Annotated in this window: 17 protein-coding genes; 10 read left to right on the top strand and 7 right to left on the bottom strand. The window is 38.6% G+C overall.

What is annotated here, in order from left to right; all coding sequences use genetic code 11:
• Positions 1 to 386: 386 nt before the first annotated feature.
• A complete protein-coding gene (locus DK866_RS02255) occupies positions 387 to 659 on the top strand; it encodes a hypothetical protein (RefSeq protein ID WP_109407567.1) in 273 nt (90 codons plus the stop codon).
• Between the two features lie 142 nt (positions 660 to 801).
• Here the strand turns inward: DK866_RS02255 and argS are convergent, their stop codons facing one another.
• Positions 802 to 2,532: an arginine--tRNA ligase gene (argS, locus tag DK866_RS02250; RefSeq protein WP_109407566.1), complete on the bottom strand. Its 1,731-nt coding sequence runs from the start codon at positions 2,530 to 2,532 to the stop codon at positions 802 to 804.
• 172 nt (positions 2,533 to 2,704) lie between these two features.
• Here argS and DK866_RS02245 point away from each other — a divergent pair, with 172 nt between their 5' ends.
• Together DK866_RS02245 and cutC are read left to right on the top strand one after the other, a co-directional pair.
• The gene (locus DK866_RS02245; protein ID WP_109407565.1) at positions 2,705 to 3,259 is read left to right on the top strand and encodes a VOC family protein; all 555 of its coding nucleotides are present in this window, start codon (positions 2,705 to 2,707) and stop codon (positions 3,257 to 3,259) included.
• A gap of 154 nt (positions 3,260 to 3,413) precedes the next feature.
• Positions 3,414 to 4,166, top strand: a complete 753-nt coding sequence (gene cutC / locus DK866_RS02240; RefSeq protein ID WP_072068218.1) for a copper homeostasis protein CutC — start codon at positions 3,414 to 3,416, stop codon at positions 4,164 to 4,166.
• Positions 4,167 to 4,232: 66 nt separating this feature from the next.
• Here cutC and DK866_RS02235 read toward each other — a convergent pair whose 3' ends face one another.
• The 5 genes from DK866_RS02235 to DK866_RS02215 all read right to left on the bottom strand — a co-directional run bounded on the left by DK866_RS02235 (position 4,233) and on the right by DK866_RS02215 (position 9,320).
• Positions 4,233 to 5,807 (bottom strand): ATP-binding cassette domain-containing protein, encoded by a 1,575-nt coding sequence (locus tag DK866_RS02235; RefSeq protein WP_109407564.1) that lies wholly within the window; start codon positions 5,805 to 5,807, stop codon positions 4,233 to 4,235.
• A gap of 223 nt (positions 5,808 to 6,030) precedes the next feature.
• Positions 6,031 to 6,855 (bottom strand): hypothetical protein, encoded by an 825-nt coding sequence (locus tag DK866_RS02230; RefSeq protein ID WP_109407563.1) that lies wholly within the window; start codon positions 6,853 to 6,855, stop codon positions 6,031 to 6,033.
• Positions 6,856 to 7,007: 152 nt separating this feature from the next.
• Positions 7,008 to 7,982, bottom strand: a complete 975-nt coding sequence (gene cmoB, locus DK866_RS02225; protein ID WP_109407562.1) for a tRNA 5-methoxyuridine(34)/uridine 5-oxyacetic acid(34) synthase CmoB — start codon at positions 7,980 to 7,982, stop codon at positions 7,008 to 7,010.
• On the bottom strand, positions 7,982 to 8,734 hold the full coding sequence (gene cmoA / locus DK866_RS02220; RefSeq protein WP_099660455.1) for a carboxy-S-adenosyl-L-methionine synthase CmoA: 753 nt from the start codon (positions 8,732 to 8,734) through the stop codon (positions 7,982 to 7,984). Before cmoA ends, cmoB begins: the two co-directional genes overlap by 1 nt.
• A gap of 187 nt (positions 8,735 to 8,921) precedes the next feature.
• The gene (locus DK866_RS02215; protein ID WP_109407561.1) at positions 8,922 to 9,320 is read right to left on the bottom strand and encodes an MAPEG family protein; all 399 of its coding nucleotides are present in this window, start codon (positions 9,318 to 9,320) and stop codon (positions 8,922 to 8,924) included.
• 266 nt (positions 9,321 to 9,586) lie between these two features.
• Between DK866_RS02215 and aspS the strand changes: the two genes are divergently transcribed.
• From aspS to DK866_RS02180, 7 genes are all read left to right on the top strand, one after another.
• Entirely contained in the window at positions 9,587 to 11,371 is a 1,785-nt protein-coding gene (gene aspS, locus DK866_RS02210; protein WP_109407560.1) for an aspartate--tRNA ligase, read from the top strand.
• A 3-nt stretch (positions 11,372 to 11,374) separates the two neighbouring features.
• Entirely contained in the window at positions 11,375 to 11,809 is a 435-nt protein-coding gene (gene nudB, locus DK866_RS02205; protein WP_109407559.1) for a dihydroneopterin triphosphate diphosphatase, read from the top strand.
• 28 nt (positions 11,810 to 11,837) lie between these two features.
• Complete coding sequence (locus DK866_RS02200) at positions 11,838 to 12,593, top strand: YebC/PmpR family DNA-binding transcriptional regulator (RefSeq protein WP_006536597.1); 756 nt, start codon at positions 11,838 to 11,840, stop codon at positions 12,591 to 12,593.
• A gap of 125 nt (positions 12,594 to 12,718) precedes the next feature.
• Complete coding sequence (ruvC, locus tag DK866_RS02195; protein WP_006536599.1) at positions 12,719 to 13,240, top strand: crossover junction endodeoxyribonuclease RuvC; 522 nt, start codon at positions 12,719 to 12,721, stop codon at positions 13,238 to 13,240.
• A 103-nt stretch (positions 13,241 to 13,343) separates the two neighbouring features.
• The gene (gene ruvA / locus DK866_RS02190; RefSeq protein ID WP_109407558.1) at positions 13,344 to 13,964 is read left to right on the top strand and encodes a Holliday junction branch migration protein RuvA; all 621 of its coding nucleotides are present in this window, start codon (positions 13,344 to 13,346) and stop codon (positions 13,962 to 13,964) included.
• A gap of 12 nt (positions 13,965 to 13,976) precedes the next feature.
• Entirely contained in the window at positions 13,977 to 14,987 is a 1,011-nt protein-coding gene (ruvB, locus tag DK866_RS02185) for a Holliday junction branch migration DNA helicase RuvB (RefSeq protein ID WP_109407557.1), read from the top strand.
• 27 nt (positions 14,988 to 15,014) lie between these two features.
• The gene (locus tag DK866_RS02180; protein ID WP_109407556.1) at positions 15,015 to 15,491 is read left to right on the top strand and encodes a macro domain-containing protein; all 477 of its coding nucleotides are present in this window, start codon (positions 15,015 to 15,017) and stop codon (positions 15,489 to 15,491) included.
• Positions 15,492 to 15,588: 97 nt separating this feature from the next.
• Here the strand turns inward: DK866_RS02180 and DK866_RS02175 are convergent.
• Positions 15,589 to 15,671 (bottom strand): IS3 family transposase (locus DK866_RS02175; RefSeq protein WP_162556974.1); only part of this gene is annotated, 83 nt, incomplete at its 5' end.

Below are 15,671 nucleotides of genomic sequence, written 5' to 3'. Positions count from 1 at the left end.
GAAAGTGATCATATCTATTTTGTCTGCGCTTCAAATAGGTAATACGATTGCTAGGGATAAGCAGTAAACAATAAGTCGTGTGAATAATGAAATTAATGCTAAATCTATTATTAATAGATAATTAGATTACTGGTAATTCGGTATGGTACACTAATTGTTGCTTTCATTTGTCCGCCATTGTTTTCTGTTTTTCCCTCTCTTTTCAAAACCTTCGCAATAGTTCTTATTTTTTTCATTAATAGCTCAATAACTCAAATATTTCTCCATTTGTTCGCTATACTCAAGGCAGTTATAAACGATTAGATATTTCTAGTTTAAAGACTATTAAATAATCAATTAGACGGTTTTTAGTAAAAATAAAAATAAAAGAGTGTCAAGGAGCTACTATGAAAAAAGCAATTATCATTTCTGTATCATTAGCTACGTTATTTCTTGCTGGTTGTACTGCTGATGGAAAAATCAATACCTCAAAATTAACGCCAGTTAACTGTGTGGGTGTATTTGACAAAACAAATGAGCAACTGTCATTTACGGCTAAAGACGTCAACGATCGCCTTTATAGCCCAAGCAAGCCAATAGATAGTGTTGATGGTTGGATTGAGGTAAAAGATATCAGAGGGCTATTGTGTCAGGATGTTATAACTGCTAATGAAGATTAATGATTAAGTAGCATTGGAAGTGAGATTGAGTAATCGTTTGAAGTGTTTTTTAGCTATATTGAATTAAGAATTAATGTATAAAAAAACCGATGGTCAAATGCCATCGGTTTTTTTGTTTCTGTAATTTGTGCGCTTAAGCTAATTACATTCTATCGACCGTTTCGATCCCTAAAGTATCTAAACCTTGTTTTAAGGTTCTTGCGGTCAAGCGCGCCAGTTTTAGACGGCTTTGGCGAGTGTTTTCATCTTCAGCAGATAAGATAGGGCAGTTTTCATAAAAACCAGAGAAGGTTTGTGCCAAATCGTAGAGATAAGCACACATCACATGAGGTGTTCCTTCACGAGCAACTTGCATGATGGTCTCATCAAATTGCACTAAACGTAATGCAAGTTGTTTTTCATGAGATTGTGTTAATGTGATTGGCTGAGTTAATGTGCTTTCATCAATTTCAGCACGTTTAAAAATTGAAGCAACACGAGTATAAGCATATTGCATATAAGGTGCGGTATTACCTTCAAAGCTTAACATCAGATCCCAATCAAAGATGTAATCTGTTGTACGGTTTTTAGATAAGTCAGCGTATTTCACAGCACCAATACCAACAACGCGAGCAACATTATTTAATTCATCTTTATCCATATCTGGATTTTTTTCAGCAATTAATGTGCGCGCTCTTTCTTGTGCTTCATCGAGTAAATCCGTTAAACGGATAGTACCACCAGAACGTGTTTTAAATGGACGACCGTCTTTACCTAACATCATGCCGAACATATGGTGTTCAAGTAACATTGAATCAGGGATATAACCTGCTTTACGGACAATTGTCCATGCTTGCATTAAATGCTGATGTTGGCGAGAGTCGATATAATAGAGAACACGATCAGCATGTAGATTATCGTGACGATATTTAGCACAAGCAATATCGGTTGTTGTATAAAGGTAGCCACCGTCTTTTTTCTGAACGATAACACCCATAGGTTCGCCTTCCTTGTTTTTATATTCATCAAGGAAAACAACGGTTGCACCGTCACTTTCTACAGCAAGGCCTTTTGCTTTTAGGTCAGCAACAATACCAGGTAACATTGGGTTATAAAGACTTTCACCCATAATGTCGTCTTCGGTTAATGTGACGTTAAGACGCTGATAAGTCACTTGGTTTTGTTGCATCGTGATATCAACAAGTTTGCGCCACATTGTACGGCAATATTCATCACCGCCTTGTAATTTTACAACGTAATTACGCGCACGCTCTGCAAAGACTTCATCTTCGTCATAGCATTTTTTTGCTTCACGATAGAACTCTTCGAGATCAGATAACGCCATATCTGCGGCATTTTCGTTTTGTTTTTTCTCTAAATACGCAATTAACATACCAAATTGCGTACCCCAATCACCAAGGTGATTAGCACGAATAACGTTATGACCTAAGAAAGATAATGTACGCGCACTTGCATCGCCAATAATCGTAGAGCGTAAGTGACCGACATGCATTTGTTTTGCAACGTTGGGAGAAGAATAATCAATAACAATAGTTTGAGGTGTAACAGATGTTACATTCAGATGTTCATCGACTAATGCGTCTTCTGCTTGCTTTGCAACCCATTGTGGCGATAAGAAGATATTGATAAAACCAGGGCCCGCGATTTCAACTTTATCTGCAATACCTGTAATATCAAGCTGTTCCAGAATTTTCTCTGCGAGTTGTCGGGGTGGGATCCCCATCTTTTTTGCTGCTCCCATGACACCATTTGCCTGATAGTCACCAAATTGCACTTTGGCTGACTGGCGGACAAGTGGTTCGCTATCAGCGGGTGCGCCAGCGGCACACATTGCCACACTGATTTTTTCTGAAAGAAAAGCCTGAATATTCACCGGGTTACCTTAAATTATTGAGAAAATAAAACCTGACGACAAAAGCCTGACAGGTTTATTATAAAGAATTAGGATTAACCTTGAATTTATAACATATTCCGGCTAGAACATGCTACCATCTGCGCCTTATCTTTAAGGTTTTTTCTCTGTTTTTTCATTAAGGTTACTCAAAATGGCGTTATTTTCTTCAATCCCTCAATTAAATGATTTAACTCACGAGCTTCCACAGTTTGAAGAAAAAATGATACAGCTTGCCAATCAGCTAGGTTTGAATTTTTCACTTTATCTTATTGATCATGTTTCGTTACGTTGTCACGATTTAATATTGGCTGAACAATGGAGAAAAGGTCTTAGTCAATGTGGAAAGTGTATTTCTGATAATATTATTAACGGACGTCCAATTTATCTTTTTCAATTAGACACACCATTAACGGTTTTAAATCAAGCAGTTTCTATTGTTGAATTACCATTTCCCACCCATAAAATATATGAGTACCAAGGTTGGGAACATATTGAGCAAGTGATCTCTGTTGAGCCTTCTGATTTAGTCAATAATGTTATGGCATTTTTACCATCTCCTTTACCAGAGAGTATTAGCTTAAAAATCAGTGAACCTAAAGGCGAAAAAGAACGCTTGCCTAATCCCACTGTGGCTATTTCTAATGGTAAAGTGACTGTGAAGTATCATCCTTATTCGTTACTTGAAATCGTAGAAAGTGAGTGTTGAACGACACTTTCAGAAAATAGTTTGCTTGTGTCAGCACAAAATTCTGATAGTGGAATTGAATGAATAACGATATTCGACAACTATTGTTAGTAATCGCTGAGAAATGATATTTATTTTCTGATTACTTTCTGTATTAAGGATAAAGAGGGATGATATGGCTACGTTGGAGATTTGTTGTTTTGGCGCAGAGTGTGCGCTGGTGGCAGAACGAGCAGGTGCGGATAGAATTGAACTATGCACCAGTCCATCAGAAGGTGGCATTACGCCAAGCTTTGGAATGCTAAGACAAGTCAGAGATCTGGTTCGTATTCCCGTTCATCCTATTATTCGCCCTCGAGGGGGGGATTTTTGTTACACACAAGCTGATTTTTCAGCAATGAAAAATGATATTAGCCTTATTCGTGATATGGGCTTCCCTGGTGCAGTTGTTGGTTTATTAAATGAAGAAGGGCATATTGATTTGCCTAAAATGGAAATTCTAATGGAGCTTGCGGGTCCTTTAGCTATTACTTTTCATCGTGCTTTTGATATGTGTATTAATCCATTATTAGGGTTAGAACAACTGACTCAGTTAGGTGTTTCTCGTATTTTAACATCAGGCCAGCAAGCGAATGCAGAATTAGGTTTACCTTTATTACGAACATTAAATGAAAAAACACAAGGTCCCGTTATTATGGCGGGAGCTGGTGTAAGACTAAGTAATATCCAAAAATTCTTAGATGCAGGTTTAAAAGAAATACATAGCTCTGCAGGTAAAGTTGCACCCTCAACCATGATTTATCGTAAAGCTGGTGTCACAATGAGCTCAGACAGTGAAGTTGATGAGTTTACCCATTATTGTGTGGACGAAGACACGGTTGAAGCGATGAAAGACATTATGAGTATTTATACGCCATTAGCCTCTTAGTTTTAGTTAACTTTAATTAGTTTTAATGACCAATTTTAAAACTGCGCCTTTATAGCGCAGTTTTTTTTATGCAATCTCATCCAATACTAAAGTATGTGTTATACCGCAATGTTCAACAAAGGTTTCATCATGCGAAACCAGTAACAATGTACCTTGATATTCAACGAGTAAATTTTCCAATAATTGTTTAGATCCAATATCAAGGTGATTATCTGGTTCATCAAGCAATAATACCGCAGGGGGAATTGGACTCTGGGTTAAAGCCAATAACGTTGCTTTTAATTGTTCGCCACCACTTAGTTTTTCTAGAGGGAGTAATGAGTTATCGCCTCTGATCCTTAACATACCCAGCCGTGTTCGCCATTGTTCGATAGAAATAGCGGGTTGATATTGGTGTAGTGCTTGTGCAACAGGTAATGTTTTATCAAGTAGAGCAAGATGTTGATCAAGATAACAAAAGTCTTTATTAAGACGAAACTCACCAGAACGTGGGCTAAATTGTTGGATCAGACATTTCAATAATGTCGATTTTCCACACCCATTTTTACCTTTAATATGCCAATGCTCATTACCGTAGGCTGAAAATGAAATAGGGCGCTGATAACCATACGGAAGCTGAAGATTATCCACAAATACATTTAAACGATGCCCATCGCTTTGATAATTCAAGATCATTTTCTGCTGATGAACATGCACTTTTTCTTCATCGACACCTTGTTTTTGAGATTGCATATCTTCTATTACACGCTGATGCCGTTTTGCTACGGCTGATTGGCGTTGTTCTGCTCTATTTTTTTGCATATCCAGTAGAAGTAGGCACTGAGAGCCACTTTGCCTGATTGATTCACCTTGGCGTTTACGTTGCGTTGCTTTTTGTAATGTGGCTTGTTGTTGGCGTTTTTCATTTTTAATTTTGCTATTTAGTCGATCACTTGCAGCTTCCAACGAGGCTATTTCTGTATTTTTTTGTGTTTCATATAAAGCATAATTTCCACCATATTCAGATAAACCTTTTTCACTTAACTCTAAAGTAGTGTCTGCATAAGTGAGTAAGTTTCGATTGTGACTAACAATAAGAGAGCCTGCTTTATGTTGAGCTAATTGTTTTATTAGCCATTGTCGCCCTTGATAATCAAGATGATTATCTGGCTCATCCAAAAGAAGAAAGCTCTCGGTTCGTAAAAATACACGGCAAAGTGCTAAACGTGTTTGTTCTCCACCACTTAAATGCGTAATAGGAGTATCTAATGCGACAGGGAGTTGTGCTGAATCTAATAAATTCTGCCACGTAACAGGAAGTTGCCATTTGCCATCAAGCAACTCAATATCTTCTAATGTAGCAATACCGGCATCAACGCGTTGGAATGCTTGATAAATTTCATGAATATCTAACGCTTGGGCGAGTGTATTACCTTGTAATCGTGTTAATTGATCAACGTGAACAAAAGGCATATTCCAATTAACCTGCCCAGATGACGGTGTTATTTTTTGTGCTAATAATCTTAGTAGTATGGATTTCCCTTTACCGTTATGGCCGATTAATGCATTTTGCTGACAAGCCAATGAGCGAGTTAATGGTGGAAAAAGACGTTTTTGATTAAACTCGATTGTAAGTTGTGAAAAGTGACAGGCTATTGTCATAGTAATACCTCCTAAGCGAAATAGGTGGCAGACAGCCGAGATCTTTTTCTAGATGCGACGAAATAAATTATTGTCTGCCAGTAACAGAAAATGAATACCCAAAAGGTATTTGAAAAATTTTCTGGCAGAATTTAATTCATCGTAGGGGAGTGCCTTCTTAAAAATAAAATAGGAAATGTAACCAGCTCATTATAGCGATAAACATCCCCTGATCAATAGGCAATTAACGTTGTGACCATCGAGTTACTTTTTCTCTGTTATAAATAAATTTAATTTTTTTATAAAGAGGTGAAAACATTGTAATTGTCAAAAAAACAAAAGGAATGGTATATAAAAGTGTACCTAATGCCATACCAACATGGGGCGCATTAAAATATTCACTATGTGAGGCGATTAAATTTAAATAATTTACTTTGTCTAAATATTCAGGTGTTAAACCACCGTAAGGAATAATAAATCGAATTATTGCAATTAAGAAAATACAAAATAGAAAATTTAGCGTCATATATGCAGAATTAAGAATGTTTTTATTCCAAGCTTCTCTACTTTTTGCTTGATAGCTACCAATAAGGCGATTAGCGACGATAACTGCGTAGAGCCAAAGCACAATATTTTCATCGCCCATGACAAAACTATTAATCATAAAGGCAAATACGCTATAAACGGGGACAAGAACAAAGACAAGCTTAGTGCGTGCTAATACAGCCATAAATAGGCCTGAATGGACCAGAATAAATTCAAAGATAAAAATAACGGTTAAATTATAAATGGTCTGAACACTAAATAATGCGGGATAGCACCAAACGGTAATAATAAAAGCGATATAGAAAAATTGGGTAAAATAATCAAACCAAGAGAATAACTCACTGATTTTACGCTGTAACGGCGTAAGTGTAACAGGTGATTCTTCTGCTAAAAAATTTTGCTTAGCAAAAAAAAGCTCTCGCTTTTCACTCTCTTTTCGTTGCTTATTAAGAACCAGAGATTGCTGCTTTTGTTGTGCGATCCTTTTTTGTTTAGCTTGCTTATTTTCTTTATATTTTGCCATAGTGAGCTTTTATAGAGCCAATTTTATAGTTATAAATAGATCCAAGTTTGATGAAGTCATTTTTAAATACAATTTAATATAGAAAAAAGGATATCTCTATAAGATACCCTTTTTATAATGATTATTTGTAGCACACTTAAAATTAATCAAATTTAAGGCTTAGTTGCAATTAATATTGCACGCTTAGGTGCTGGATAACCTTCAACTGTTTTTGTTTTATCGTCAGCATCTAAGAATGCATCTAATGAATCTGTTATCATCCAATCCGTTTTACGTTGTTCATCTAGAGAGGTTGTGTTTTCATCGACAATGCGTACATCTTTAAAACCACATTTCTCTAACCAAACTTTTAGCATTTTTGCCGATGGAATAAAATACACGTTACGCATTTGTGCATAACGTTCACCAGGGATCAGACATTGAAATTCATCACCATCAACAACGAGGCTTTCTAATACTAATTCACCGCCTGAAACCAATTGATTTTTTAATTGCCATAAATGATCAAGTGGTGAACGACGATGATAAAGTACACCCATTGAGAATACGGTATCAAAGGCTTTTAATTCTGGCATTTGTTCAATACCAACAGGAATTAAATGTGCACGTTGATCATTCCCTAATAATTTTCTGACGGCTTCAAATTGGCATAAGAAAAGTTGAGTAGGGTCGATCCCCACAACAAACTCAGCACCTTCACCTAACATTCGCCACATGTGATAACCACTGCCACAACCTACATCCAGCACCAAACGGCCTTCAAGAGGGGAAAGGTGAGGTAAAACACGATCCCATTTCCAATCTGAACGCCACTCTGTATCAATATCGACCCCATAAAGAGAGAAAGGGCCTTTTCGCCATGGCATTAAGGATTTCAGAATATTATTTAAACCTAGTTGCTCACCGGCACTTAATGTAGGTGTTTTATTGGCAATTACTCCATTTTTTAAATCAAGTTCAGTAGGGGTTATTTCAGGCAAACCATCAAGCATTCTTTCCCATGAGGAAAAGTGACCGTGTAACGCATTTGAGCGCCATTCTGATAATTGAGCAGGTAATGTATCTAACCAATGAAATAAGCGCTCATCTTGCGCAATAAGTTGATAGAACGAACCAAAATTAATCATTAGTTATTGCCTTTAATCGCTAAAAGAGAGCCAAAATTAAAACATTGGAACCAAACTTCTGCATGAGGGAAACCTGCATTATGTAAGCGAGTTTTATGGGTTTCAACAGAGTCTGTCAGCATGACATTTTCTAACATGCTACGTTTTTGGCTAATTTCTAATTCGCTGTAACCATTAGCGCGTTTGAAATCATGGTGCATATTAAACAATAATTCACCAATTTCTTTATCTTCAAAACTGAATTTTTCAGAAAGAACTAACACACCACCAGGGTTAAGGCCTTGGTAAATGCGGTTTAATAATATTTGGCGATCGTTTGGTGCTAAGAATTGTAAGGTGAAGTTAAGCACGACCATTGAGGCATTATTGATCTCAATATCGAGAATATCTCCCTCAATAATATCGACGGGAGTGTCTGCTTTATAGGCATCAATATGGCGTTGACAACGCTCTACCATAGCTGGTGAATTATCAACACCAATAATTTTACAGCCTGTCACATCAATATTACGACGCATCGAAAGGGTTGCAGCACCTAAAGAACAGCCTAAATCATAGACTTGGCTATTGGGTGTAACAAAGCGACCTGCAAGCATACCAATCATAGAGATGATATTTGAATAACCGGGTACTGAGCGTTTTATCATATCAGGAAACACTTCAGCGACTTTTTCATCAAAGCGCCAGTCACCAAGGTTTGCAATAGGTGTCGCAAATAAGCTGTCTTGTTGTGATGATTTTGAATTCGACATAACTAAAATAGGTTTAAGGAATAAAAGAAGCAAGCATTCTACCAGAAGCGACGGTGCTCACAAAGTTGCATTATTTAGAAAGAAATTGGAAAAAATAAATAAACCTTTTTGATACCTTGCCGTTATTAGACACAACAGCAAGGATGTCGGTTTTGATCATGGATGATCATGTTATTCCCACGAGGACTTAGTAATAAAAGGAAAAGATTTGAATCCAAGGAAGGAAATAAATATTAGCAATGATCATCAATACCATTGATAAGTAAGTGGCAGCCATGCCTGAACGACGCCAGCAAAGTTCACGGTGTTTTAATCCATAAGAGTGTAAGAAGCGACCTGCGATTAAAATTGAGCCACAGATGTGTACCATCCAAACAAAAGCACCATTCATTTCCATGACCAGCAATAAGATCATAGAAATAGGAATATATTCTACCGCATTGCCGTGAACACGGATGGCGGTTTGTAATTCATAAAAGCCACCATCGCCATAAGCAACCCGATATTGTGTTCTGAGTTTTACGACATTGAGGGACAATTTAATCAATAATAGTGCGCCCAGTACGATATAAAGCGAGCTAACCATCTTTTCTCCATTGCCAAAGCCAAAAAACGGCGAATTTAATGATAAACCTCAAAGCGACTTCTGTCGCTATAAATAATTATTATTAATTAATTGTTTGGGGATTAGCAAATCCTTGAAAAGATGTATCATATAAACTAGGTCTATACTCTTATCTCTAGGAAGAATTTTCGTTATAATGTCTGCCTTTTTTTTGACACTACTCGAAAAAGACTATTGCCAAAATTTCCGCAGCAGAAAGCACAACAAGCTGAGTAAAAGGATATTGTATGCGTACTAATTATTGTGGGCAGTTGAATAGTGCCCATGTGGGCCAAAAAGTGACTCTTTGTGGTTGGGTTAACCGTCGCCGTGACTTAGGTGGACTTATCTTTATTGATATGCGAGATCGCGAAGGTATTGTTCAAGTTTTCTTTGACCCAGAGCAGAAAGAGGCATTTTCTCAGGCATCAGAACTGCGTAATGAATTTTGTATTCAAGTCACAGGAACAGTACGCGCTCGTCCTGATAGCCAAGTTAACAAAAATATGGCAACAGGTGAAATTGAGTTAGCGGCAGAATCTCTGTCTATTTTTAACCGTTCAGAGCCATTACCGTTAGATAGTAATCAAACAAATACTGAAGAGCGTCGTTTAACTTATCGTTATTTAGACCTGCGTCGCCCTGAAATGTCTGATCGCTTAAAAACCCGAGCTAAAATCACAAGCTTTGTTCGCCGTTTTATGGATGGTGAAGGTTTCCTTGATGTTGAAACTCCAATGCTGACAAAAGCGACACCAGAAGGGGCGCGTGACTATTTAGTACCAAGTCGTGTACACAAAGGTAAATTCTACGCATTACCACAATCACCACAGCTTTTTAAACAGCTGTTAATGATGTCTGGCTTTGACCGTTATTATCAAATCGTAAAATGCTTCCGTGATGAAGACTTACGTGCCGATCGTCAGCCTGAATTTACACAAATCGATGTTGAAACCTCTTTCATGAGTGCAGATCAAGTGCGCGAAGTGATGGAGCGTATGATCCACGCATTATGGTTGGATATTCTTAATGTCGATTTAGGTGCGTTCCCTGTCATGACCTTTGCTGAAGCAATGCGTCGTTATGGTTCAGACAAACCTGATTTACGTAACCCAATGGAACTCAAAGACATTGCTGATTTAGTCAAAGATGTTGAGTTCAGTGTATTTGCTCAAGCCGCTAATGATGAGAAATGCCGTGTTATCGCACTGCGTGTGCCCGGTGGCGCATCATTAACCCGTAAAAATATCGATGAGTATACACAATTTGTTGGTATTTACGGCGCTAAAGGCCTTGCGTGGATGAAAGTCAACGAAAGTGCTAAAGGCATTGAAGGTGTACAAAGCCCAATTGCTAAATTCCTGACGAATGATGTTGTTAACGCTATTTTAGAAACAACAGGTGCAACTGATGGCGATTTAATCTTCTTTGGTGCAGGTCGTAAAGGCACTATGAGTGATGCAATGGGTGCTCTGCGTTTGAAAGTGGGTCGTGATCTTGAACTGACAGACTTAAATGCATGGAAACCATTATGGGTTATTGACTTCCCAATGTTTGAAGAAGATGAAGAAACGGGTAGTTTAAGTGCAATGCACCATCCATTTACTTCACCAAAAGACTTATCACCTGTTGAGCTGACAGCACATCCAGTAGGTGCGGTAGCAAATGCGTATGATATGGTTATCAATGGTTATGAAGTGGGTGGTGGCTCTGTACGTATTCACCGTAATGAAATGCAACAAGCGGTATTTAGCATTTTAGGTATTTCGCCAGATGAGCAACAAGAGAAATTCGGTTTCTTATTAGATGCACTTAAATTTGGTACACCACCACATGCAGGTTTAGCTTTTGGTTTAGACCGTTTAGTGATGTTGTTAACAGGGACTGATAATATCCGTGATGTTATTGCATTCCCTAAAACAACAGCGGCAGCGTGCTTAATGACTAACGCACCGAGTTTTGCTAATGCTGATTCTTTAAAAGAACTAGCAATTGCAGTAATTCAAAAAGAAGTTAGCGAAGATAAAGAGTAAATAATGAAATATAAGCGCCCGATATCCGTTTTAGTTGTTATTTATGCAAAAGAGACCAAACGGGTGCTTATGCTTAAACGTCGAGATGATCCTGATTTTTGGCAATCGGTGACAGGTAGCTTAGAAGAGAACGAAACACCTTTTCAAACTGCCTTGCGTGAAGTGCAAGAAGAAGTTGGAATTGATATCATAAAAGAAAATCTTGAGCTGGTGGATTGTCATCGCTCAGTCCTTTTTGAGATTTTTGCACATTTTCGGCATCGTTATGCACCCGATGTGACACATTGTCAGGAACATTGGTTTACGTTAGCACTGCCCGCAGAGCGAGAGCTAGTGTTAACTGAGCATTCTCAATACCAATGGCTCGACGTACCACTGGCGGCAAAATTAACAAAATCCACCAGTAATCAGCAAGCGATTGAAGAATTTGTTATTTAATGATTAGACCACGTTTGGAGATATTTTCATGGCAGGTCATAGTAAATGGGCCAATACAAAACACCGTAAAGCAGCGCAAGATGCGAAACGCGGTAAAATTTTCACTAAAATCATCCGTGAATTAGTTACAGCAGCACGTTTAGGTGGTGGTGATCCTGCAACTAACCCGCGTTTACGTGCGGCAGTTGATAAAGCATTATCAAACAACATGACTCGTGACACCTTAAACCGTGCGATTGCACGCGGTGTGGGTAATGATGAAAATGATAATATGGAAACTATCATCTATGAAGGCTATGGCCCTGCGGGTACTGCTGTGATGGTTGAATGCTTAAGTGATAATCGTAACCGTACTGTTTCCGATGTTCGCCATGCATTTACCAAAACAGGTGGTAACTTAGGAACAGATGGTTCAGTTTCTTATCTTTTCACCAAAAAAGGTGTCATTTCTTACGCACCAGGTGTTGATGAAGATGCTGTTATGGAAGCTGCGTTAGAAGCGGGTGCGGATGACGTTGAAACTTATGATGATGGCGCTATTGATGTTTACACCACACCAGAATCGTTTGGTGAAGTGAAAGATGCGATGGATGCGGCAGGTTTTGTTGCTGAATCAGCAGAAGTTTCCATGATCCCATCGACAAAAGCAGAATTAGATATTGAAACAGCACCAAAATTAATGCGTCTTATTGATATGTTAGAAGACAGTGATGACGTGCAAGAAGTGTATCACAACGGTGATATCTCTGATGAAGTTGCAAAACAACTGGAAGATATCCTGTAATCGTTCTAACGATTATCGAAAATAACAGTGTTGACTGCTGTTATTAAAAAGTGCGAAGAGAAGAGCAGAGCAGATTTTCTTGCTCTTTTCTCTCGCCATCGACCATATCGGCAACAGGAATTGATATGGCTATCATTCTAGGTATAGACCCCGGTTCGCGCGTTACAGGCTACGGTGTAATTCGACAACAAGGGCGACAACTTATCTATTTGGGAAGCGGTTGCATTCGCACACAAGTTCCCGACCTTCCTAATCGACTTAAACGTATTTATGCAGGTGTTAGCGAAATAATTACGCAATTTTCGCCAGATGTGTTTGCGGTTGAACAAGTGTTTATGGCTAAAAATGCGGATTCTGCATTAAAACTAGGGCAAGCACGAGGTGTGGCGATATTGGCTGCGGTAAATAACGATTTACCTGTTTTTGAATATGCGGCTCGTCAGGTTAAACAAACGGTTGTGGGTACGGGTGCTGCCGAAAAAAGCCAAGTACAACATATGGTGCGTTCAATATTAAAGCTATCTGCCGCACCACAATCAGATGCCGCCGATGCCTTAGCTATTGCTATCACACATTGCCACTTTAACCAAAATTTATTACGTGTGGGTGATCCTCGATTAGTTTTAACGCGAGGTAGATTAAGATAAGTTGTTATCTTGGTAAATGTCTTTGGTTTTTCACAGGCTGGATATACGTCCAGCTTTTTTTATGTTATAAACTTGGCGTAAATATATTTGCGGAGGCGTTAGGGTGATAGGTCGTATCAGAGGAATTATTCTTGAAAAACAGCCACCAGTGGTGCTGATCGAGGCAGGTAATGGTGTAGGTTATGAAATTAATATGCCAATGACCTGTTTTTATGAACTGCCTGATATTGGCCAAGAAGCCATTATCTATACGCAATTTATCGTACGTGAAGATGCTCAATTACTTTATGGTTTTAACCAAAAACAAGAGCGCGCACTCTTTCGTGAATTAATTAAAGTCAATGGCGTCGGTCCGAAACTGGCACTCGCTATTTTATCGGGTATGTCGGCTCGCCAATTTGTGACAGCGATTGAAAATGAATCTATCTCTTCATTAGTAAAATTACCCGGCGTGGGTAAGAAAACAGCAGAACGTTTAGTGGTTGAAATGAAAGACCGCTTCAAGGGTCTTAATGGTGATTTATTCGAAAATAGCGATATTGAATTACCAGAAAGTGCTTCACCTAAAGCGCCAAAAGCGGCTGATATTGAAGCTGAAGCTTCTGCTGCATTAATCGCATTGGGCTATAAACCACAAGAAGCAGCAAAAATGATCAGTAAAGTAGCAAAACTGGGTTCAGATAGTGAAACGCTTATCAAAGAAGCATTGCGCGCGGCTATTTAGGAGTAACACATTGTGATTGAAGCAGATCGCCTGATTTCAGCAGAAATTCAACAACCTGAAGAAGAAATGATAGATAGGGCTATTCGCCCTAAATCTCTTGCCGAATATGTTGGGCAACCACAAGTTCGTGAACAGATGGAGATTTTTATTCAGGCGGCTAAATTACGTCATGATGCACTCGACCATTTGCTTATTTTTGGCCCTCCCGGATTAGGCAAAACTACATTGGCAAATATCATTGCTAATGAAATGGGGGTTAACTTGCGTACGACATCAGGCCCTGTACTTGAAAAAGCAGGCGATTTAGCCGCGATGCTAACTAACCTTGAGCCTCATGACGTACTGTTTATTGATGAAATTCATCGACTTTCCCCGGTTGTTGAAGAAATTCTTTATCCTGCGATGGAAGATTACCAGCTTGATATTATGATTGGTGAAGGGCCTGCCGCACGTTCAATTAAAATTGATCTACCGCCATTTACTTTAGTGGGAGCAACCACAAGAGCTGGCTCTTTAACATCACCTTTGCGTGACCGTTTTGGTATTGTTCAACGCCTTGAGTTTTATAATGTTGACGATCTCCAGCACATTGTCTCTCGCAGCGCCAGCTTTATGGGATTAGAGATGACAGATGAAGGTGCGCGCCAAATAGCAATGCGCTCACGAGGTACACCACGTATTACTAACCGATTATTACGCCGAGTACGAGACTTTGCACAGGTTAAAGGTAATGGAGCCATCGATGAGGATACTGCCTCAAAAGCGCTTGATATGTTAAATGTGGATGCTGCGGGTTTTGATTATTTAGATCGCAAACTTCTTTTTGCCATTATTGATAAATTTATGGGTGGCCCAGTAGGATTAGATAACCTTGCTGCCGCCATTGGTGAAGAGCGAGAAACCATTGAAGATGTGTTAGAGCCTTATTTAATTCAACAAGGGTTTATTCAGCGCACGCCAAGAGGCCGGGTTGCCACTAATCATGCCTATCGCCATTTTAATCGTATAGTAGAAGAGCCTTAATTCAGTATAACGTTGGAGGTGATTTAAATGATAGAACTCACCCGAGGTAACCTTTTACATGCAAATACTGAGGCGATTGTAAATGCTGTTAATTGTGTTGGTGTAATGGGGCGCGGTATTGCCTTACAGTTTAAAAAAGCATGGCCAGATAATTTCAAAGCGTATGCTTTAGCATGTAAAAATAAAGAACTCATACCCGGTGTAATGTTTATTTATCAGATACAAAAAACGTCTAATCCTCGTTTTATTATCAATTTCCCTACCAAACGCCATTGGCGAAATGCAAGTAACATTAAAGATATTGAAGCGGGATTAATTACACTGGTTGATGAAATCAAACAGCGCAATATTAAATCTATTGCCATTCCACCTTTAGGGGCGGGTTTAGGTGGCCTAGAATGGTCGGTGGTGTATGAAAAAATTAAAATTGCAATGGAGACTTTAACGGATGTCCATGTATTAATTTATACCCCAATAGATGAAGCAGAGTTAAATAAAAAATAGTCATATCGACTTAAGTATCTAATTGACAAAGATATAAACAAAACCCCAATAACAGCGTGTTTGAACTGACCCCAGTTTATTGGACAGTTTAAATTAGTTAGGTTAAAGACTGAGTTCGGTATTGAACCGGACTCAGTCCTTTTAATTTTATCTTGATCCGTTCCGTATTGTAATACTTGA

The sequence above is a fragment of the Proteus genomosp. 4 str. ATCC 51469 genome, from assembly GCF_003144375.1.
Lineage (GTDB): Bacteria > Pseudomonadota > Gammaproteobacteria > Enterobacterales > Enterobacteriaceae > Proteus.
Note: the sequence above shows the minus strand (reverse complement) of the source record. Positions and strands in the feature narration are given on the sequence as shown.

Excerpts from the sequence above, each read along its gene's own strand:
- DK866_RS02255 (WP_109407567.1), top strand. The coding sequence starts at position 387 with ATGAAAAAAGCAATTATCATTTCTGTATCATTAGCTACGTTATTTCTT.
- DK866_RS02245 (WP_109407565.1), top strand. The coding sequence starts at position 2,705 with ATGGCGTTATTTTCTTCAATCCCTCAATTAAATGATTTAACTCACGAG.
- cutC (WP_072068218.1), top strand. The coding sequence starts at position 3,414 with ATGGCTACGTTGGAGATTTGTTGTTTTGGCGCAGAGTGTGCGCTGGTG.
- DK866_RS02235 (WP_109407564.1), bottom strand. The coding sequence starts at position 5,807 with ATGACAATAGCCTGTCACTTTTCACAACTTACAATCGAGTTTAATCAA.
- DK866_RS02230 (WP_109407563.1), bottom strand. The coding sequence starts at position 6,855 with ATGGCAAAATATAAAGAAAATAAGCAAGCTAAACAAAAAAGGATCGCA.
- cmoB (WP_109407562.1), bottom strand. The coding sequence starts at position 7,982 with ATGATTAATTTTGGTTCGTTCTATCAACTTATTGCGCAAGATGAGCGC.
- cmoA (WP_099660455.1), bottom strand. The coding sequence starts at position 8,734 with ATGTCGAATTCAAAATCATCACAACAAGACAGCTTATTTGCGACACCT.
- DK866_RS02215 (WP_109407561.1), bottom strand. The coding sequence starts at position 9,320 with ATGGTTAGCTCGCTTTATATCGTACTGGGCGCACTATTATTGATTAAA.
- aspS (WP_109407560.1), top strand. The coding sequence starts at position 9,587 with ATGCGTACTAATTATTGTGGGCAGTTGAATAGTGCCCATGTGGGCCAA.
- nudB (WP_109407559.1), top strand. The coding sequence starts at position 11,375 with ATGAAATATAAGCGCCCGATATCCGTTTTAGTTGTTATTTATGCAAAA.
- DK866_RS02200 (WP_006536597.1), top strand. The coding sequence starts at position 11,838 with ATGGCAGGTCATAGTAAATGGGCCAATACAAAACACCGTAAAGCAGCG.
- ruvC (WP_006536599.1), top strand. The coding sequence starts at position 12,719 with ATGGCTATCATTCTAGGTATAGACCCCGGTTCGCGCGTTACAGGCTAC.
- DK866_RS02180 (WP_109407556.1), top strand. The coding sequence starts at position 15,015 with ATGATAGAACTCACCCGAGGTAACCTTTTACATGCAAATACTGAGGCG.